This is a genomic window from Pseudomonas sp. UV AK001 (assembly GCF_046097675.1).
Taxonomy (GTDB): Bacteria; Pseudomonadota; Gammaproteobacteria; order Pseudomonadales; family Pseudomonadaceae; genus Aquipseudomonas; species Aquipseudomonas kribbensis.
The window spans coordinates 1517654-1537056 of sequence record NZ_JBJUVZ010000001.1 but is presented as its reverse complement, the minus strand read 5'-3'; the positions used below and the strand labels follow the sequence as shown (position 1 = coordinate 1537056).

General features: G+C 61.5%; 20 protein-coding genes. 16 read left to right on the top strand and 4 right to left on the bottom strand.

Annotated features, from left to right (window positions below; all coding sequences use genetic code 11):
* Positions 1-25: 25 nt before the first annotated feature.
* The 7 genes from proW (at position 26) to ACKLNA_RS06955 (ending at position 8532) form a co-directional block, all read left to right on the top strand.
* Entirely contained in the window at positions 26-979 is a 954-nt protein-coding gene (gene proW / locus ACKLNA_RS06985; RefSeq protein ID WP_085708380.1) for a glycine betaine/L-proline ABC transporter permease ProW, read from the top strand.
* A 42-nt stretch (positions 980-1021) separates the two neighbouring features.
* A complete protein-coding gene (gene proX / locus ACKLNA_RS06980) occupies positions 1022-2044 on the top strand; it encodes a glycine betaine/L-proline ABC transporter substrate-binding protein ProX (protein WP_408985367.1) in 1023 nt (340 codons plus the stop codon).
* A gap of 164 nt (positions 2045-2208) precedes the next feature.
* Positions 2209-3525 (top strand): NAD(P)/FAD-dependent oxidoreductase, encoded by a 1317-nt coding sequence (locus ACKLNA_RS06975; RefSeq protein ID WP_408985366.1) that lies wholly within the window; start codon positions 2209-2211, stop codon positions 3523-3525.
* A 63-nt stretch (positions 3526-3588) separates the two neighbouring features.
* On the top strand, positions 3589-4917 hold the full coding sequence (locus tag ACKLNA_RS06970) for an MFS transporter (RefSeq protein WP_408985365.1): 1329 nt from the start codon (positions 3589-3591) through the stop codon (positions 4915-4917).
* A gap of 66 nt (positions 4918-4983) precedes the next feature.
* Complete coding sequence (locus ACKLNA_RS06965) at positions 4984-5886, top strand: dihydrodipicolinate synthase family protein (protein WP_408985364.1); 903 nt, start codon at positions 4984-4986, stop codon at positions 5884-5886.
* 1 nt (position 5887) lies between these two features.
* Positions 5888-7378: an aldehyde dehydrogenase gene (locus tag ACKLNA_RS06960; protein ID WP_115077572.1), complete on the top strand. Its 1491-nt coding sequence runs from the start codon at positions 5888-5890 to the stop codon at positions 7376-7378.
* A gap of 128 nt (positions 7379-7506) precedes the next feature.
* Positions 7507-8532, top strand: coding sequence for a GlxA family transcriptional regulator (locus ACKLNA_RS06955; protein WP_408985559.1), 1026 nt, complete (start codon positions 7507-7509; stop codon positions 8530-8532).
* A 22-nt stretch (positions 8533-8554) separates the two neighbouring features.
* Here the strand turns inward: ACKLNA_RS06955 and ACKLNA_RS06950 are convergent, their stop codons facing one another.
* Both ACKLNA_RS06950 and ACKLNA_RS06945 read right to left on the bottom strand, forming a co-directional pair.
* Positions 8555-9616: an alpha/beta fold hydrolase gene (locus tag ACKLNA_RS06950; RefSeq protein WP_408985363.1), complete on the bottom strand. Its 1062-nt coding sequence runs from the start codon at positions 9614-9616 to the stop codon at positions 8555-8557.
* A gap of 219 nt (positions 9617-9835) precedes the next feature.
* A complete protein-coding gene (locus ACKLNA_RS06945; RefSeq protein ID WP_119429086.1) occupies positions 9836-10030 on the bottom strand; it encodes a PLDc N-terminal domain-containing protein in 195 nt (64 codons plus the stop codon).
* A 160-nt stretch (positions 10031-10190) separates the two neighbouring features.
* Between ACKLNA_RS06945 and ACKLNA_RS06940 the strand changes: the two genes are divergently transcribed.
* The 5 genes from ACKLNA_RS06940 to ACKLNA_RS06920 all read left to right on the top strand — a co-directional run bounded on the left by ACKLNA_RS06940 (position 10191) and on the right by ACKLNA_RS06920 (position 13122).
* A complete protein-coding gene (locus ACKLNA_RS06940; RefSeq protein WP_408985362.1) occupies positions 10191-11027 on the top strand; it encodes an AraC family ligand binding domain-containing protein in 837 nt (278 codons plus the stop codon).
* Positions 11028-11078: 51 nt separating this feature from the next.
* The gene (locus tag ACKLNA_RS06935) at positions 11079-11675 is read left to right on the top strand and encodes a LysE family translocator (protein WP_408985361.1); all 597 of its coding nucleotides are present in this window, start codon (positions 11079-11081) and stop codon (positions 11673-11675) included.
* A 64-nt stretch (positions 11676-11739) separates the two neighbouring features.
* Positions 11740-12435, top strand: a complete 696-nt coding sequence (locus ACKLNA_RS06930; protein WP_408985360.1) for a tRNA (adenine(22)-N(1))-methyltransferase — start codon at positions 11740-11742, stop codon at positions 12433-12435.
* 52 nt (positions 12436-12487) lie between these two features.
* Positions 12488-12652: a DUF2986 domain-containing protein gene (locus ACKLNA_RS06925; protein WP_408985359.1), complete on the top strand. Its 165-nt coding sequence runs from the start codon at positions 12488-12490 to the stop codon at positions 12650-12652.
* 8 nt (positions 12653-12660) lie between these two features.
* Positions 12661-13122, top strand: coding sequence for an Imm26 family immunity protein (locus ACKLNA_RS06920; protein ID WP_408985358.1), 462 nt, complete (start codon positions 12661-12663; stop codon positions 13120-13122).
* A gap of 134 nt (positions 13123-13256) precedes the next feature.
* Here ACKLNA_RS06920 and ACKLNA_RS06915 read toward each other — a convergent pair whose 3' ends face one another.
* The gene (locus tag ACKLNA_RS06915) at positions 13257-14144 is read right to left on the bottom strand and encodes an AraC family transcriptional regulator N-terminal domain-containing protein (protein ID WP_408985357.1); all 888 of its coding nucleotides are present in this window, start codon (positions 14142-14144) and stop codon (positions 13257-13259) included.
* Between the two features lie 139 nt (positions 14145-14283).
* Here ACKLNA_RS06915 and ACKLNA_RS06910 point away from each other — a divergent pair, with 139 nt between their 5' ends.
* Genes ACKLNA_RS06910 through ACKLNA_RS06900 form a run of 3 tightly spaced genes read left to right on the top strand, consistent with a single transcriptional unit; the run spans position 14284 to position 16430 of the window.
* Entirely contained in the window at positions 14284-15027 is a 744-nt protein-coding gene (locus tag ACKLNA_RS06910; protein ID WP_408985356.1) for an SDR family NAD(P)-dependent oxidoreductase, read from the top strand.
* Positions 15028-15054: 27 nt separating this feature from the next.
* A complete protein-coding gene (locus tag ACKLNA_RS06905) occupies positions 15055-15456 on the top strand; it encodes a VOC family protein (protein WP_408985355.1) in 402 nt (133 codons plus the stop codon).
* On the top strand, positions 15453-16430 hold the full coding sequence (locus tag ACKLNA_RS06900) for a saccharopine dehydrogenase family protein (protein ID WP_408985354.1): 978 nt from the start codon (positions 15453-15455) through the stop codon (positions 16428-16430). The genes ACKLNA_RS06905 and ACKLNA_RS06900 overlap by 4 nt, the downstream gene beginning before the upstream one ends.
* A 29-nt stretch (positions 16431-16459) precedes the next feature.
* Here ACKLNA_RS06900 and ACKLNA_RS06895 read toward each other — a convergent pair whose 3' ends face one another.
* Positions 16460-18838 carry a DUF3772 domain-containing protein gene (locus tag ACKLNA_RS06895; protein WP_408985353.1) on the bottom strand — a complete coding sequence of 793 codons (2379 nt, stop codon included), beginning with the start codon at positions 18836-18838 and terminating at the stop codon, positions 16460-16462.
* A 156-nt stretch (positions 18839-18994) separates the two neighbouring features.
* Between ACKLNA_RS06895 and ACKLNA_RS06890 the strand changes: the two genes are divergently transcribed.
* Positions 18995-19336, top strand: coding sequence for a hypothetical protein (locus tag ACKLNA_RS06890; RefSeq protein WP_408985352.1), 342 nt, complete (start codon positions 18995-18997; stop codon positions 19334-19336).
* The last annotated feature ends 67 nt before the right edge of the window (positions 19337-19403 follow it).

Genomic DNA, 19403 nt, shown 5'->3' with positions numbered 1-19403 from the left:
CAGTCCGCAAGTGCGAGGTAGTGTCATGTCCGACTTTAACTTTCTGGATCCCTTCCAGAGTTTGAATATTCCTCTGGGATCGTGGGTTGAAACCGCCCTCAAATACCTGGTGCATAACTTCCGGGATGTCTTCCGCTCGATTCGCTGGCCGGTCGATCAGGTGCTCGACGGCGTCCAGTGGGGGCTGCTTTCGCTGCCGCCAACGGTGTTCATCATCATTGCCGGGCTGATCAGCTGGCAGATCGGCGGCAAACGCATCGCGATCTTCAGTGTGGCGACCCTGACCGGGCTCGGGCTGATCGGCGTGTGGAACGACGCGATGGTCACCCTGGCGCTGGTGCTGACCTCGCTGTTGTTCTGCGCGGTGATCGGCATTCCGCTGGGCATCCTGTGTGCCCGCAGCGACCGCACGGAAATGATCATCCGCCCAGTGCTGGACGCCATGCAGACCCTGCCGGCGTTCGTGTACCTGGTGCCGGTGGTGATGCTGTTCGGCATCGGCAACGTGCCCGGTGTGATCGTCACGATCATCTTCTCCGTCGCGCCGCTGGTGCGTCTGACCAACCTCGGCATCCGTCAGGTGCCGGCGGACAAGGTCGAGGCGGCGCGGGCCTTCGGCTGCACACCGATGCAGATGCTGATGAAGGTTCAACTGCCGCTGGCTGCGCCGACCATGATGGCGGGCTTGAATCAGACGCTGATGTTGTCGCTGTCGATGGTGGTGGTCGCCTCGATGATTTCGGTCGGCGGGCTGGGGTTGATGGTGCTCAGCGGCATCGGTCGCCTCGACATGGGCCTGGCCAGTGTCGGCGGGGCAGGGCTGGTGTTGCTGGCGGTGTTCCTCGATCGCCTGACCCAGGCCATGGGTGAACGCAGCAGCGATCTGGCCACCGGTCAGCGCTGGTATGAAAGCGGGCCGGTCGGCCTGGTCATGAAGTTGAAGAAAAAGAAGAACGTTGCTCGTGCGGTCATTAACTGAACCTTTCTGCTCACCGATTAAAACTCCAAAGCGTGGTGAAACATGAAACTGGCAAATCTCAAGAAAAGCGTCATGGCGGGTGTGGTTGCTTGTGTATTGGGCACGGTGCTGTGTTCGGCGGCCTATGCGGCCGATGCCAACAAACCCGGCGCCGGCGTGTCGATCACGCCGATTTTTCCGACCATCGCCGAAGAGCGCTTTCGCGGCGAAGTGGTGATCGCCGGGCTCAAGGAGCTGGGCTACGACGTCAAACAGCCGAAGGAAACCGATTACCCGGCGATGTTCCTCGCGCTGTCCTACGGCGACGCGGATTTCACCGTGCATGAGTGGGAGCACCTGCACGAAGCCTTTTACGAGAAGGCTGGCGGCGATGACGTGATGGTCAAGGTCGGGCAGATCATGAAAGGCGTGCTGCAGGGTTACCTGATCGACAAGAAAACCGCAGACGCCTATCACATCAAGGATCTGTCGGACCTGAAGAAACCGGAGATCGCCAAACTGTTCGACAGCAACGGCGACGGCAAGGCCGACCTGACCGGTTGCAACCCGGGCTGGGGCTGCGAAGTCATGGTCGAACACCACATGAAGGCTTACGGCCTGGAACCGACCGTCGTCGACAATCGCGGCTCGTACTTCGCGTTGATGGCCGACACCATCGCCCGCTACCAGCAAGGCAAACCTGTGCTGTTCTTCACTTGGGTGCCGCAGTGGATTTCCAGCGTGCTGGTCGAAGGGCGCGATGTGGTCTGGCTGCCGGTGCCGTACACCGACCTGCCTGACGGCAAGGAAAGCAAGGACACCTTCTACGAAGGCAAGAACCTCGGCTTCCCGGTGGACACGATCAATGCCGTCATGAACAAGGAATTCGCCGAGAATAACCCGGTAGCCCGCAAGTTCCTCTCCGAAGTCAGCATCAGCACCGCCGACGAAAGTGCGCAGAACCTGAAGATGCAGAACGGCGAAAAGTCCCTGGCCGATATCAAGCGCCACGCTGCCGAATGGATCAAGGCCCACCAGCAAAGTTACGACGGCTGGCTGAGCGATGCGCGGGCGGCGGCCAAGTAAGCGGTTGTTCGTTAGTTCGAGTGGCGGTTATCCCGTGGCGTAAAGCCGTCATTCAAACGCATTCATTTACGCAACTTTGATGGCTGTTTTCATTCAACGCGATTCCGCGCGTTCGCTTCGTGTCGGGTTCGATTTGTCATTTCAACAATAAACGGTTCAACACTATGAAAGTCAGTTCGCTGCCCGCCGATGATGACAGCTGTGGCTGGTTCCACCTGAGCCGGCCACGCAGCCCCGAGCCTGGCCATCGCGGCCACCGTTTGGCGCGTTGGGTGGTCGTGGGGGCCGGCTTCACCGGTCTGGCGGCGGCCCGCCAGCTCGCGCTGAACTTCCCCGACGATGAAGTGGTGCTGATCGAAGCGCAGGAAGTGGGATTGGGACCGTCCGGTCGCAATGCCGGTTTCGCGATCGATCTGCCCCACGACATCGGGGCCGAGGACTATATCGGTGATATCGACCTGGCCAGGATCAGTCTGAAGCTGAACCTGGAAGGCCAGTCGATCCTGCGCAATCTGGTCGATCAGTTCGGTATCGATTGCCAGATGAAAGCCTGCGGCAAGTATCAGGCGGCCGTGGAAGAACGCGGGATCGCGGTGCTGGAAGCTTATCGCCGGGGTCTCGACAAGCTCGGTCAGCCGTATCAGATGATCGAGGCCGAAGAATTGCCCGAGCATCTGGGCACCCGTTTCTATCGCAAGGCGCTGTTCACCCCCGGTGCGGTGCTGGTTCAGCCGTCGGCACTGGTGAAGGGCCTGGCGGACAGTTTGCCGGCCAACGTCACCCTCTACGAACGCACGCCGATTCTGGAAGTGGAATACGGCGCCAAGACGTTGCTCAAGCACGCTCACGGCAGCATCACCGCCGACAAACTGATCCTCGCCAACAACTCGTTCGGCATGCGCTTCGGTTTTCTCCAGGGCCGCATGTTGCCGATCTACACCTACGCCAGCATCACCCGCCCGCTGACCGATGAAGAGCAGGCGCGTCTGGGCGGCAAACCGTACTGGGGCGCGATTCCGGCCGATCCGTTCGGCACCACGGTGCGGCGTACTCCCGACAATCGTTTGCTGATCCGCAACAGTTTCAGCTTCAACCCCGATGGCCGCAGCAACAGCAAATACAACGAGCGCTTCGTGCACCGTCACCGCGCGTCGTTCGATCAGCGCTTCCCGATGTTGCCGGGTGTGGCGTTCGAATACACCTGGGGCGGGGCGCTGGCCATGTCGAGGAACCACAACGGCTTCTTCGGCGAACTGGCGCCGAACGTGTACGGCGCGCTGGGCTGCAATGGCCTGGGTGTCACCCGTGGCACGGTCACCGGCAAGTTGCTGGCCGACTGGCTGGCCGGGGAGCGCGACGGCTTGATCGATTTTCTGTTGCAGGCCCCGGGGCCGACGGGCAACCCGCCCGAACCGTTTCTGTCGCTGGGCGTGAACATGAACCTGAAGTGGGGGCAATACCGCGCCGGCCGCGAAAGTTGAACGCTCATCGCCCGACCTGCGCGATGAACTGAAGTAGCGATGCACTGAATACAAGGACAAGAAATGAACAACGTTGCTGTATCAATCGAGGACGTACCGCTCAATGGCTTTCATCGTCTGCTGACGATCCGTTCGGCCGGTGGCTCCTTTGTCGACGGGTATGTTCTGAGCATCATCGGTGTGGCGCTGGTGCACATGTCCAGGTCTCTGGCGCTGGACGATTTCTGGGAAGGCATGATCGCCGCCTCGGCGCTGATCGGCATTTTCTTCGGCGGGTTTCTCGGCGGCTGGCTGACCGATGTGCTGGGCCGCAAGCGTCTGCTGTTTGTCGGGCCGACCCTGTTCATCGTGGCCTCGCTGGCGCAACTGTGGGTCGATTCGGCGGTGGCGCTGTTTTTTCTGCGGCTGCTGCTGGGGGTGGCGGTCGGCATCGAGTACCCGGTGGCGACTTCGCTGCTGGTCGAGTTCATGCCGCGCAAATATCGCGGCCCGCGTCTGGCAACGCTGACGATCATGTGGTTCGCCGGGGCTGCAACGGCGTATGTCGTGGGCGAGCTGATGTTCAAGCTGTGGGGCTCCGATGCCTGGCGGCTGGTGCTGGCCAGCGCGGCGGTCATCGGCGCCATGCTGTTTCTGGTGCGCATCGGCACCCCCGAGTCGCCGCGCTGGCTGCTGAGCAAGGGCCGCGCCGCCGAAGCCGAGGCGATCATCAAACAGGTCTACGGCAACGATTTCTCCCTGGCCAATCTTCCGGAGCACCGGGTGGGCGAGAAGTTGACGATCTTCAACCTGCTGCACTCCGGCTATGGCAAACGCATGCTGTTTGTCGTGGTGTTCTGGACTTGCTCGGTGGTGCCGCTGTTTGCCGTGTATGCCTTTGCGCCGAAGGTGCTGGCCGCGCTGAATCTGCAGGGCGACTGGTCATCCCTGGGGTCGGTGGCAATTACCTTGTTCTTTGTCATCGGCTGCGTGATTTCGACCCGGATCATCAACCGCGTCGGCCGACGCAATCTGCTGATCTACAGCTTTCTCTGCTCCGGGCTTGCGCTGCTCGGGCTGGCGGTCGGACACGCCGGGCCCAATGCGCTGGTGCTCGCCTTCTTTGCCGTTTACGCCTTGTTCATCGGTGGCGCCCAGATGCTGACGCTGGTGTACCCCAATGAACTGTTCCCCACGGAAATCCGCGCCTTCGCGGTCGGCGTCGGCACGTCACTGTCGCGCATCGGCGCGGCGGCGGGGACTTATCTGGTGCCGGTTTCCCTGAGCACGCTGGGCATCGCCCAGACCATGTACATCGCAGCGGCCGTCACCTTGGTCGGCCTTGTGCTGTCGTGGGTGCTCGCGCCGGAAACCCGCTCGCTCAACCTGCAACAGGCTGCCTCGCTGAACTGAACCTTGCCCGAGCCATAGCGGCGTCGGGCCAACGCATTGAACACTGCAATCACTGGAGAAAAACCTATGAACTTTGACGGCATCTTTACCCCTGCCATTACGCCTTTGTCCGCCGATGGCCAGATCGATTATTCGGCCTTCGCCGAAGTGCTCGAGTATCTGATCGAGTCGCGGGTTCACGGCATCGTCATCGGTGGTTCGACCGGCGAGTACTACGCCCACACCACCGCCGAGCGGCTGAAAGTGGCCGAGCGCGCGAAGGAAGTGATCAACGGCCGCATCCCGCTGGTGATCGGCACGGGCGGGATTCGCACCGAGGATGCGGTGGCCTTCGCCGAGCACGCCAAGTCGATCGAGGCCGACGCGATTCTGGTGGGCTCGCCGCCCTATGCCTTGCCAACACAGAAGGAAATCGCCGCCCACGTGCTGGCCGTGGACAAGGCCGCCGGCCTGCCGATCATGCTTTACAACTATCCGGCACGGATGGGCGTAGCGATGGGCCCGGAATTCTTCGAGGCGATTGCCGGTTGCAAGAACATCGTCGCGATCAAGGAAAGCTCCGGCGATACCGCCCAGTTGCATCGTCTGGCGCATTCGCATCCTTCGATTCAGCTGTCCTGCGGCTGGGACGACATGGCCCTGGAGTTCTTTGCCTGGGGCGCGCGCAGTTGGGTCTGCGCCGGTTCGAACTTCATTCCGGCCGAGCACATTGCGCTTTACGAAGCCTGCGTTCTGGAGAAGAACTTCGACAAGGGCCGGCGGATCATGTCGGCGCTGTTACCGCTGATGGATGTGCTGGAGAGCGGCAAGTTCGTTCAGTCGATCAAGCACGGCAGCGAACTGGTCGGCCTGCAGGCCGGCGGCGTGCGCAAGCCGATGCAGCCGCTGGAAGCGTCCGAGAAGGAAGTGCTGGAAAGCGTGATCAAAACCCTCAAACAGAATGTGGCGCGCATCGTCGCGGAGGTTTGAAATGGCCGATCTTCTGAGTCAAGCGCAATACCGTGAGCTGGCGGCGAAGCTCGAGTTTCGCAATCAGGCGTTTATCAACGGCGAGTTTTGCAGCGCGCTGTCCGGCAAGACGTTCACCACGACCAACCCGGCCACTGAAGCGGTGTTGACCGAGATTACCGCCTGCGGTGCCCAGGACGTGGACGTCGCTGTCGCCGCCGCCAAGGCTGCGTTCGAAGACGGACGCTGGCAGGGGCTGGCGCCGTCGGCGCGCAAATCGGTGTTGCTGCGGTTCGCCCAATTGCTGGACGACCACTCCCATGAACTGGCGGTGCTGGAAAGCCTCGACAGCGGCAAACCGATCCGCGAATGCCAGAACATCGACGTGCCCGAGACGATTCATACCCTGCGCTGGCACGCCGAGCTGATCGACAAGATCTACGACTCGACCGCACCGACCGGTAACGGCGCGGTGACCATGGTCGTGCGCGAGCCGATCGGCGTGGTCGGCCTGGTGTTGCCGTGGAATTTCCCGCTGCTGATGCTCGCGTGGAAGATCGGCCCTTCGCTGGCCGCTGGCTGCTCGATTGTGGTCAAACCGGCCAAGGAAACCACCTTGAGCACCCTGCGCGTAGCCGAGCTGGCGCATCAGGCGGGGATTCCCGCCGGCGTGTTCAACGTGGTGCCCGGCGGCGGCAAGGAGGCGGGCGAACCGCTGGGCCGTCACCCGGACGTCGCCATGGTCAGCTTCACCGGCTCGACCGATACGGGGCGGTTGTTCCTCAAGTACTCCAGCGAATCCAACCTGAAACGCATCGTGCTGGAGTGCGGCGGCAAGAACCCGGCGGTGGTGATGAACGATGTCGAAGACGTCGATCTGGTTGCCCAGCACGTGGTCAACGGCGCGTTCTGGAACATGGGCGAAAACTGCTCGGCCTCGTCGCGGCTGATCGTGCATTCGGACATCAAGGACGAATTGCTCAAACGCGTGCAGGTGCATCTGGCCGACTGGAAAATGGGCGATCCGCTGGACCCGGAAAACCGTCTGGGCTCGATGATCAGCAAGGCGCATTTCGAGAAGGTCCGTTCGTACCTCGACCATGCCCGGGATGAGAATCTTTCGGTGCTGGCGGGGGGCAACACAGCCGACAACATCTTCGTCGAGCCGACCATCGTCGATGGCGTCAGCCGTGACAGTCGTCTGTTTCAGGAAGAAATCTTCGGCCCGGTGCTGAGCGTGACCACGTTCACCTCCGTCGACGAAGCGATCAGCCTGGCCAACGATACGGCTTATGGCCTGGCAGCCTCGGCCTACACCGGCAGCCTGCGCCATGCGCTGAAACTCTCGCGGGGGATCCGCGCCGGTATCGTCACCGTGAACTGCTTCGGCGAAGGTGATGCGTCGACGCCTTTCGGCGGCTACAAGGAGTCGGGTTTTGGTGGGCGTGACAAGTCGATCTGGGCCCATGACCAGTACACCGAGCTGAAAACCATCTGGATCGACGCGTCCTGATTCATCGCGGTTTTTCGCAGGTCTTTTTCGCCCCGATCGGTACGCGCGTACCGGTTGGGGCGAATTGCGTTCATTCCCGAGTATTTTGCCGCTTCGGCGGTTAGCATGGCGCTACAACAATGAAACCGATGGACCACACCTTGATCGAACGACGCCAATTCAGCGGTGGCATGAAGGGCAAGAACCTTCGCTACCTGAACGAGCCCGCCAGCGGGCCGGGACGCATGACCCGCACCGGGTTTGTGCTGCTGGAGCATTTTTCCCTGCCGGCCTTCACCCAGGCGCTGGACACCCTTGTCACCGCCAATCTGCTGCGCCCCGGTCTGTTTTCCACCCGCACTTTCGGCCTCAGCGACGGTGAAGTGATCAGCGATCTGGGGCTGGTGATCCGCCCGGATTCACGGCTTGAGGCGAGCGTGTTGCAGGAACTGGACTTGCTGGTGATCTGCGGCGGTTACCGCACGGAATTGAAGGCCAGCGACGAGTTCATCGGCCTGCTGAAAATGGCCGCCGAGGCTGGCGTGTTGCTCGCCGGGTTGTGGAATGGTTCGTGGTTTCTGGGGCGGGCAGGGGTGCTGGAAGGCTATCGCTGTGCAATTCACCCGGAGCATCGACCGGCGCTGGCGGAAATCTCCAAGGCCACCCAGGTCAGCAGCGAGCCTTATGTGATCGACCGCGACCGGTTGACCGCGTCGAGCCCGTCCGGGGCGTTTCACATGGCGCTGGACTGGATCAAAAGCCTGCACGACAAGGCGTTGGTCGAGGGCATCGAAGACATTCTGGCGTTCGAGGAGTCGCGCTACCGGCGGATCAAACCCACCGAAAACATCAGCGTCAGCGCGCCGTTGCGCGAAGTGGTGAAGCTGATGGACGCCAACCTCGAAGAACCGCTGGAGCTGGAACAACTGGCGGTGTACGCCGGGCGTTCCCGGCGTCAGTTGGAACGACTGTTCAAGGAACAACTGGGCACCACACCGCAGCGTTATTACATGGAACTGCGCATCACCGAGGCCCGGCGTTTGCTGCAGCACACTGAGTTGTCCCAGGTGGATGTGTTGGTGGCTTGCGGGTTCGTCTCGCCGAGTCATTTCAGCAAGTGCTACAGCGCCTATTTCGGTTATCGGCCGTCCAAGGAAAAACGGCTCGTCAAATGACGAGCCGTTTTTGGGTACATCTTTAGAGGTGATCGGCGTCGATAATTGCCTTGGCGAAGGTCTGCGGACTTTCCTGCGGCAGGTTGTGGCCGATGCCGCCGTTGATCAGACGGAACTCGTACTTGCCGGTAAAGCGTTTGGCGTAGTCCTCGGGCGCCGGGTGTGGTGCGCCGTTGGCATCGCCTTCCAGGGTGATGGTCGGCACGCTGATCGACGGCGCGGTGGCGAGTTTCTGCTCCAGCGCTTCGTACTGGCTTTCACCCTGCACCAGGCCCAGGCGCCAGCGGTAGTTGAACACGGTGATGGCGACGTGATCCGGGTTCTCCAGGGCCTTGGCGCTGCGGTCGAAGGTGGCATCGTCCAGCGCCCATTTCGGTGAGGCGGTCTGCCAGATCAGCTTGGCGAAATCGTGGGTGTTCTTGGCGTAACCGGCAGCACCGCGGTCGGTGGCGAAGTAGAACTGATACCACCATTGCAGCTCGGCCTTGGGCGGCAGCGGGTTCTTGCCGGCGGCCTGATTGCCGATCAGATAGCCGCTGACCGACACCAGCGCTTTCACTCGCTCCGGCCACAGCGCCGAGACGATGTCCGCCGAACGTGCGCCCCAGTCGTAGCCGCCGAGTACGGCTTGTTTGATTTTCAGTGCATCCATGAAATCGATCACGTCACTGGCGAGTGCCGCCGGTTGACCGTTGCGCACGGTCTTGTCGGACAGGAAGTGCGTGTCGCCATAACCCCGGGCGTACGGCATCAGCACCCGATAACCCTTGGCCGCCAGAATGGGGGCGACTTCGTCGTAGCTGTGAATGTCGTAGGGCCAGCCGTGCAGCAGAATCACCACCGGGCCATCGGCCGGGCCGGTTTCGGCGTAGGCCACGTCCAGCACGCCGGCTTTCACATGTTTCAGTGCGCCGAAGGGCAGGTCGGCTTTCACACTGGCGGCTACGGTCTTGACCGGTTCCGGTGCAGTTGATTGCGCGTTGGCGTACGCGCCGAATTGCATCAGAGCGGTGGCGAGAATCGACAGGCCCAGCAGGCGACGACGGGTGTTGCCGGTAGCGGTGGTGTGCAGTGCAGTTTTCATGGTCAGGCTCCTTTGCAATCGACGGGGATGGGGTTCTGGGTGAACCCTTCTGAACTGGAGCCCAGTAAAACCTGTTGGTGTATCCGTGCTGTTTCGGTTTTGCTCCCGAGTTGAAGGTGTGTGTATCCGCAGGCATCCCGTACACAGTGCGATACAAATCCGCCGTCCATTTAAAAGCCCCGAATGATCGGGGCCTGTTGTGTCGCGCTTTTGGCAGATTCAGGCTTGGGTTACGTGCTTCGGTCCGGCCAGGGCCCAGGCGATCAGTCCCAGTAACGGTACAAACACGATCAGTACGATCCAGACGCCCTTGTTGCTCGATTTCCCTTCGCTCTTGCGTACCCGGTTGATTGCCCACAGTTCCACGAGCAAAAGAATGATGGCCAGCACGATCCACGTGGTTTCGATTTGCATGAGCTACCTCCTGATGGTCATTCGGTTAGGCGGGCGGTGAAACCGAGGGTTCATTAAATTTGCGCCAGGCCTGCGCCGGTCAACCTGCACAAATCTTCTAAACGCTTCGACCTGAAGCGCGGTAAGTTAGGCATCGAACCCAATTCTCCGGAGCCTTTGCGTGGACAAACGCAACTGGATCGACCTGTCTCAGGATGCTGACACCGGCATCGAGTCGATCCGTGCCCATTTCCGGGGCCATGCCTACGATCCGCACTGGCATGACAGTTTTCTGGTGGGCGTCACCGAGCAAGGGGTTCAGCAGTTCGATTGCCGGCGGGTGCGGCACTTCAGTACGCCGGGCAAAATCTTCATGCTGGAGCCGGGGGAGATCCACGACGGGCACGCGCCCACCGAGGAAGGCTTTACCTATTCCATGCTCTATCTCGATCCGCACTGGCTGGAGCGCGAGTTGCTGGCGCTGTTCGAGCAGGCGCCGGACAATAGTCAGCTCGGATTCGCCGACACCCTGAGCCAGGACCCGCGACTGGCCACTTCCATCAATCAAGCCTTTCAGGCCCTGCATCACGGTGACCTGCGCATCGTCCGGCAGAGCGCGGTCGACCACTTGCTGGGTGCTTTGACGTCCCACCTCGACTGGCGCAAGCGTCAGGCGTTCGATCCTCGCTTGCCGCGCGTGGCGCAGGTGGCGCGGGACTATCTGCATGCCCATGCCTTCGAAGACATCGGGCTGGATGATCTTGCCCGGGTCTGCGGGGTTGACCGCTTTCGGCTGACCCGGGCCTTCAAGTCGGCCTTCGGGCTGGCGCCCCACGGTTACTTGATCCAGTTGCGGCTGGCTCGGGCCCGGCAATTGCTGGCGCGAGGCGAAACGCCCGCCGACGTCGCCAGTGCGCTGGGGTTTGCCGATCAAAGCCATCTCGGCCGCTGGTTTCGCCGTGCCTATCACCTGACGCCGGCGGACTACCGCAAGCGTTGCTCAAACCTTCCAGACTGAACCGCGCACAACCGCGACCATGGCTCTCTGTTCTGATCCGGAGTCCATGCCATGGAATCGTTGTTGCCCTTTCTGCTGTTTTCCTTTGTCGCCTCGATCACCCCGGGGCCGACCAATATTCTGGTGATGAGCCACAGTTCGCGACGCGGGATGGTGGCCACGCTGCCGATCATCTTCGGCGCCTGTGTGTCGGCGGCACTGGTGGTGCTGGTGGTCGGGCTCGGCGTGGGTGAAACGCTGCTGCGTTATCCCCGTGTGCAGCAGGCGATGGCCTGGGCCGGGGTGCTGTGGCTGAGCTGGCTGGCGTGGCAGATCTTTCGCAGCACGCCGCCATCCCTCGACCCTGCAATGGCGGGTGAAGAAGGGATCGGCGTTTATGGCGCCGCCGGCCTGCAACTGATCAATCCCAAGGTGTGGATGATGGCGGTGGCGGTGGTGAGCGTGTTTGGCGGGAGCGGCGACGAGAGTACACGGATGGCGCTGTTGGCCTTTGTTTTTCTGCTGGTCTGCCTGCCGTGCATGACGGCGTGGGCGGTGCTGGGCGTGGGCAGTGCGCGGTTCTTTGGATCGCCACGGGCATTCAGGCGCATGAATGCAGGGTTGGCGTTTTTGCTGTTGCTGTCGGCCTGGTTGACGGTGTTGGTGTAGCCCTCCAGAATCGCGCCCCGATCCGGCCAGTGGTGCCGAACGCTCGACGTAAAAGGGGTTGCGGTTGAACGAACAGACATTGTCCATGCGCCTGGAGCGTGTCGCTGCACACGTACCCGCCGGTGCGCGCCTGGCCGATATCGGCTCGGATCACGGCTACCTGCCGGTGGCGTTGATGCGTCGTGGAGCCATCGAGGCGGCGGTGGCGGGGGAGATGGCTCTGACACCGTTTCGCTCGGCTGAGCGCACCGTTTGCGAGAACGATTTGCAGAAGCAGATCACCGTGCGTCTGGCCAATGGCTTGATGGCCGTCGAACCGGCCGACGGGATCAACGCGATTACGATGTGTGGCATGGGCGGCGAGACCATTCGCGACATCCTCGAAGCCGGCAAGGCGCGCCTCAGCGGCCGCGAACGCCTGATCCTGCAACCCAACGGCGGCGAGCAACCGCTGCGCCAATGGTTGATGGAGAACGACTACCGGATCCTCTGCGAAGAAGTCCTGCGGGAAAACCGCTTCGACTACGAAATCATCGTCGCCGAGCGTGGCGAGCCGGTGATTTACTCCGCCGAAGAACTGTACTTCGGTCCCCTGCAATTGCAGGCGCGCAGCCCGGCGTTTGTCAGCAAGTGGCAGCAACGGTTGCGGCACAAGCAGCAGACCCTGAGCCAGTTCGGGCGGGCGCGGCATACAGTGTGTGAAGAGAAAGTGCAGGATCTGGCGAGGCAGGTGCAGTGGATCACCGAAGTGCTCGCTTGAACCTGACTCACGGCTGATATCATTCAACAACTTTCAAGCAGGGCAAGACACCATGAACCGCCAAAAGAAACTGCAACAACTCTTCAAGGAAAAATCCAGGAAGGCCAACGCCAAACTGGCGCCGAAAAGCAACAAGCCCAAGTACATCAGCAAGGCGGATCGTCTGAAAATGGCGGCTGAAGCAACCGAAGAAGCAATCGTTGGCGCTGAGAGTTGATCCGAGCGATGAAGTCCGTCTACCCGTTTATTCCCAAATCCAGTACCAAACTGACGCCTGGCGATTTCTGGGCCATCCCGCTGGACGATGGCAGTTTCGCCTGTGGCCGAGTCATCGAGCTGCCGCCCAAAGGGCGTGGCGGTGCAAGGGTTTCTTTTCTGGGCGCATTGCTGGATTGGCATGGACCTATGGAACCGACAGCGACACGGATTGCGGGCGCCCGGACGCTCACGCAGTCGGTGATGCGCATCAAGGCAATCATCGAGAGTGGCGGGCAGATACTGGGGCACCGGCCGCTGGAAGAGGACAACATCGAACCCTTCGAACAAATTGATGGTGCAACCATTTTAAGGGGCTTCGTCCCCGTCAGAGCCTGGCGTGTTTCAGACAACGACTCTTTGCCGACCTTTGCGATGTGGGGTTATGACGTCATTTCCCGCGAAGCTCATAAACGTTTTCTAAAGTCTTAGCTTCAGCCACCCGGCTGCACACGGCTGCACAAAAGGGGACCACCACAAAAGGGGACAGATTTATTTTCCAGATTTATTTTCCAACACAAAAGCAGAAAATAAATCTGTCCCCTTTAGGTTCCTAGGTTCTAGGTTCAACCGCTTCGGGTTTCCCCGAGTATCCGGGCCGCGTCCCGCGAGGGGGGCAGGCCGAATACCCGTGTGTAGTCACGGCTGAACTGTGTAGCGCTTTCATACCCGACTTCGAACGCCGCCTGGGTGACATTCCGGGTACTCGCCACCATCAGCGTTCGGGCTTGCAGCAGTCGAACCCGCTTTTGATATTGCAATGGGCTCAGCGCCGTAACGGCTTTGAAGTGTCGGTGGAAGGCTGACACGCTCATTGACGCAAGCCGAGCCAGATCGTCCACCCGGATCGGTTCGGCAAAGTCCTGTCGTATGTGCGCAATGGCCAGGTTGACGCGCGCCATGGCGCTGTCGGGGGCGGCGATGTCACGCAGCATCCAGCCATGGGGGCCTTGCAGGACACGGTACAGAATTTCCCGCTCGTAGACCGGCGCCAGTGCCGCGATTTCTTCAGGTTTTCCCATCAGGCGTAGCATGCGCACCCAGGCATCCATCAAGGGCGGGGTGACAGCCGCCACCGAAAAACCGGTGTCCTGTTCATGTTGGCCGAAGGGTTTGGGCAGATCGGCCAGCAGCGTCGTCAAGACAACCGGATCAAGCGTCAGACTGACCGCCAGGTACGGCTCGCCGGCAGAAGAGCGGTGGACCTGGCCGACTGCCGGCAGGTCGATGGACATGACAAAGTAGGTCGCCGGGTCGTAATGCAGCGTACGGTCGGCGATGGTCATGGTTTTGCTGCCTTGCAGAATCAGGTTGATCATCGGTTGGTAAACCGCCGCCAGCAAATGCTCGGGGATTTCGCCCTGAACCATGGCGACGCGCGGAATACCCGTTTCCGTGCGGCGGTTTTCGGCGTGTCGGGCCAGGGTACGAAGTTCTGTCAGTTGGCTGTTCATGCCGAGCATCTGACCCCACGCGAATACGTCCACGCAAGCAAAAAGCAGAAACAGGCAGGTTTCGAAGAGGAACGGCTGCGCTCACCGCCCGCCCGATGGCTACTGTGGTGACTCACCTCAAACGACATTGGAGTAGCGCATGAGCGTTATCGTTATTACCGGCGGCAGCCGTGGCATCGGCGCCAGTGCGGCCGAGCAGTGTGCCCGGCGCGGTATGGGCGTCATCCTGACTTATCAACGCAATGCCGACGCGGCAGCCTCTGTTGTCCAGGGTATCCAGGCTTCGGGCGGCAGCGCCGTGGCGCTTCAACTGGACGTGGCCGACGTCAGCCAGTTCGACGATTTCCGCCAGAATGTCGTGCACGCACTACAGGCCACCTGGGGTGTGGAAAGACTGTCCGGGCTGGTCAACAACGCCGGCCACGGCTTGTTCAATTCGCTGGAAACGGTGACCGAGGCGCAGTTCGACGGTTTATTGAACGCCCACCTCAAAGGCCCGTTTTTTCTCACACAGACTCTGCTGCCGCTAATGGAGGAGGGCGCCAGTATCGTCAATCTGACCAGTGCGACCACCCGCGTCGCAACAGCGGGCGTGGCGCCATATGCCGCCGCCAAGGGTGGGCTTGAGGTCCTGACGCGTTACATGGCCAAGGAGTTCGCGGATCGCCGGATTCGGGCCAACGCGGTTTCGCCGGGCGCGATACGCACTGAATTGGGCGGCGGTTTGAATGATGAATTCGAGGCCTTGCTGGCCTCGCAAACGGCGCTCGGCCGAGTGGGCGAGCCGCAGGACGTCGCTCGCGTCATTTCCCTGTTGCTGAGCGAAGAGAGCGGCTGGATCAACGCTCAGTCCATTGAAGTCGCGGGCGGCTATTTCATCTGAACCGATCATTGAACGCGAGGCAGCACCATGCTTGATCATATTTTTCTGTCAGTCAGCGATATCCAGCGCTCCATTGATTTCTATACGGCCGTATTGAACCCGCTGGGCATCACCGCCAGGCTCGATTACGAAGGCAAGGACGGCCCGCCGGGGCATCCCGACCTGAAAGGTTTCGGTGCCCATGGCCGGATGTTTTTCTGGTTGCGCGCAGGTGTAGTAGAGGGGCGGGCAGTGCATGTAGGTTTTGTCGCCAGCAGCAAGGCCGAGGTTGACGCGGCTTACGCGGTGGCCATTGAACGGGGTGCTGTCGACAACGGCCCGCCGGGCGCACGCTTGCATTACGACCCCGACTATTACGCGGCCAACGTCCTCGATCCGGACGGTTACAGCCTGGAATTCGTCTACAAAAAATGGCAGCACGTCCAATGAGTACATTAATGATCTACGGCGCGACGGGTTACACCGGGCGCATGGCGGCCGAGCACGCTCGGTCGTTGGGCCTCGATGTCGTCATCGCCGGCCGGACAGCGGAAAAACTCCAGTCCCTCGCCGCGCAACTGGACGTGCCTTATCGAGTGTTCGCTGCGGATAGCGTCGCAGCAGAGTCTCTGGAGGGCGTTGCAGTACTGTTGAACTTTGCAGGGCCGTTCGCGCAGACGGCGGACATTTTCATGCAGGCGTGTATAAAGGCCGGGGTGGACTATCTGGATATCACCGCAGAGATCAATGTCTATCGGCGGGCCGAGCAGCTAGGCGCCGAGGCCGCGAAGGCCGGTGTCATGTTGCTGCCTGGCGTCGGCTGGGATGTGGTGCCGACCGATTGCCTGGCGATGCATGTCGCTCGACGAGTACAGGAACCGCGTTCACTGAAGATCGCCCTGCAAGTGGCCGGCTCCATGTCTCGCGGGTCGGCTCTGAGCGTCGGTGAAATCGTTGGCGCGGGCCTGCTGGCCAGGGTCGACGGACAACTGGTCGCCACGCCCGATGCAGAGCCCCGCCAATTCGATTTCGGCGACGGACCGGTGGCTTGCGTACCGCTATCGTTCGGCGACCTGGTCACCGGGTGGCACTCCACCGGCATTCCCGACATCGCCATGTATGTGCACATCAGCGGCGACGCGTTTCCCGAGGGCGATCTGTCGCTGTTGCCGGACGGTCCCAGCGCCGAACAGCGTGAGGCTCATCGCGCCCGTGCGGTGGCCGAGGTCTCTGGCGTCAACGGCAGTGCCGCGCGGTCGGTCATTGAAACGGTCAACGGCTATACCTACACACCGTTGGCAGCCGTGGAGGCTGCTCGTCGAGTGTTGGCGGGGGAACGACGGCCAGGTTTTGAAACACCGGCTCGGGTATTCGGCATCGAGTTTGCCCGGAGCATTGCAGGAACAACCGTGACTGACTTCTAAAAACATCGGGACGACGAGCCGCCTTTCCATCAAGTACTCGGCGGCTTCGCCAACTCAATCCCCGCCGCCCCCAGCCGCTTGAGTATCTCGAACAACAGATCACTCTTGGTCTTGCCGACAATCCTCGGGCTGTCGACATAACCGGTCACGGTCAACGTGATGCCATCGGGCGAAAGTTTGCTGAATCGCACGAACGGCGCTGGTTTGCCGAGGATGGTTTCGTGCTCTTTGTAGGTGTCGAGCAGCAGGCCTTTGACCTGTTCCGGGTCGATGTCCAGCGGGAACATCAGCTCCAGCGTCGCCACGCCCTGGGCGCTGCCGCCGAGGGTGACGTTGCGCAGGTTCTGCGAGATCAGCTGCGAGTTGGGCACGATCACGATGGAGCGGTCGCTGAGCTGGATTTCCGTGGCGCGCACGTTGATCCGGCGGATGTCGCCCTCGACGCCGCTGATGCTGATCAGGTCGCCCACCTTGACCGGGCGTTCGGTGAGCAGGATCAGCCCGGAAACGAAGTTCTTCACGATCTCCTGCAGACCGAAACCGATGCCTACCGACAGTGCGCTGACGATCCACGCCAGGTTGGTCCACTGCACGCCCAGCGACGACAGCGTCAGCAGAATCACCACCGCGTAGCCGATGTTGGAAAACAGCGTACTGAGCGACGCGCACATGCCCGGGTCCATGTCGGTCTTGGGCAGGAACTCGTTGTCGAGCCAGCGGCGCAGGGCACGAATCAGGTAAATGCCGATCAGCAGGGCGAGTATGGCGTTGAGCAAATGCCCGGGAACGATGTTCAGTTTGCGCAGGCCGGCACCGCCGAGAATGGTGCCGATGCTGTTGGCCAATTGGCCCAGTGTGGTGCCGATGCCGCCCACGAACAGCGTGATCACCGCCAGCAACAACAACGCCGCCCGACCCACGCCGGCCAGCAGGGTCGAGGCCTGTTCGAGGCGCCGGTCGCCGACGCCCAGCAGTTGCTTCAAGGCCTTGCCGCTGGAATGGCGGGGCGAGAAGACGTATTCGCAACTGTCCTTGAGCAACTGCATCAGCAGGTAGAAACCGGACAGCACGATAAACGCCCACACCAGTTCATAAGTGATGAAGCGCGCCAGCGATACGTAGCCTGTCAGCAACGCGCCGAGGGAAGTGACCATCGCCAGCGTGGTCACGGTGTAAATCACCCCGGCCAGGGTGTTGCCCGTCACCTGCGTATCCCCGGCCGCCGCCAGCGCCTTGCGCACCTTGCCGACGCGCATCAGCAGCACGGTGACGATGGCCAATACCACCAGTGCGATCACGCCGCGGCCGGTGATCACGATCTGGCTGCTCATGCCGGACGAGTTGCCGACCTGCACCGCCGTTACCAGCACCAGCAGTGTCGCGGCGAGGACCCTGGCGAAAGGCTTGAGCGTGAGCGCTACCGGTTCGGCAATCGCCGGCAACCGCCACGACGGGTGCTCGGTGGACAGCAAGGCGCGGCTCAGGCTGGTGATCATCACGCAGGCGTACACGACTTTCTGGAATTCGTCGGAGAACGTCGCCAGCATCGGCGGCAGCGGCACATGCCGGGTACAGGCGTAATACAGCAGTTCCAGGGCTATCGCGGTGGTCGCCAGTGTTGCCAGCGCCGAGGCGAAGGCCAGCGAACTGCGGCGCAAGCGGCCTTCGGGCATGCGATGGATGCACACCCACGCCAGCCAGCGGTCGGCGAGCCGTCGGCCCAGGGTCCAGACCAGGAAGGACAGCACCACCAGCACGCCGGTGTAGAACCGTTGCCCCGGTTGCCAGGCCTCGTTGCCGGTTTCCTTGATCTGGTCGACGAACATCTGCAGGCGTTGGCGATCGGCAGGGTCTGGATCGATCATCGGCGACCAGAAATCAGGACTGAGCACGCTGTCGGTGCGCAGGGTGAGTTCACTTTCCAGCAACGTGCGGCGAATGCCGGCGATCTGGGTGATCAGCTCCGTGGCGTTCTGCTTGAGCGTGGCCAGATTCTTCAGCGCGGTATCGACCTTGTTCTTCTGCTCGATCAGCGCCGCCCGTTGTGCGGCGATATCGGCCTGTTCGGCGGCCACCGTTTCTGTCGGTGCGGCGCCCAGCACGCCCAGTTGCACGGTCAGCTGTGCCTGTTGTGGCAGCAGCGAAGCCGACAGCCGATCGATGTCCAGAATGAACGCCTGCACCCGATCCTGCGGGCCTTCGAGCTGGTTGTAATTGTTGGCGGAGGAGATTTGCTGCTTGAGGCCATCGAGGCGTTGTTGCAGGGCTTGCAGATCATTCTGGGTGACGCCGGGGAGCGGGGCACCGCTGTCGGGCGAGGGCGACAAATCTGCGGCCGACACCATGGCCAGCCCCGGGACAAGCAGGATCAGGGCGACGAACATCAATGACTTCAATGCGTTGCGCATGGGACTGGCGATTCCGGTTGAACACACAATCAATGAGGTTAGGTGATCGTTCGAGCGCTGCATGATTTTCCGTTGCTAATCCTGGCTTAATGCTCATCCGCTGATATCGCCGGCATCCGATTGTGAATCCCGTTTCTCGCAACTAGACTTCCGGCCATGAAACGCTACCTGCGGTTTTGTCTCGTCTTCCTGATCAGCCTGGCGCTTCCCCTCAGCGGGATGGCGGGCGTGCAGGCACCGACAGAACCCTGCCCGATGCAAGCCATGGGCATGGCGATGATGGATGGCATGGGCATGGATTGCTGCAAGGACATGAAAAACCCCACCGATCACGGCGCTCCTTGCAAGCCGGGCCAGGAGTGCAAGACCGGCGGCCTGCTGCAAGTCGCGATCCTCAAGCCGCCCGTCACCGTGTTCAGCCCCGTTGCGCATTCTTTCTTCAGTGATTCCCTGCCCGTAGCGACCCCGTCCGGGGTCTGGCGACCGCCCCGCGTCTGATTCCTGTCTCCCCTAAAAGCTCATTCCGCCCCGGCGGAGTGGATTGGCTGTGCGCGTGTTTTACGCC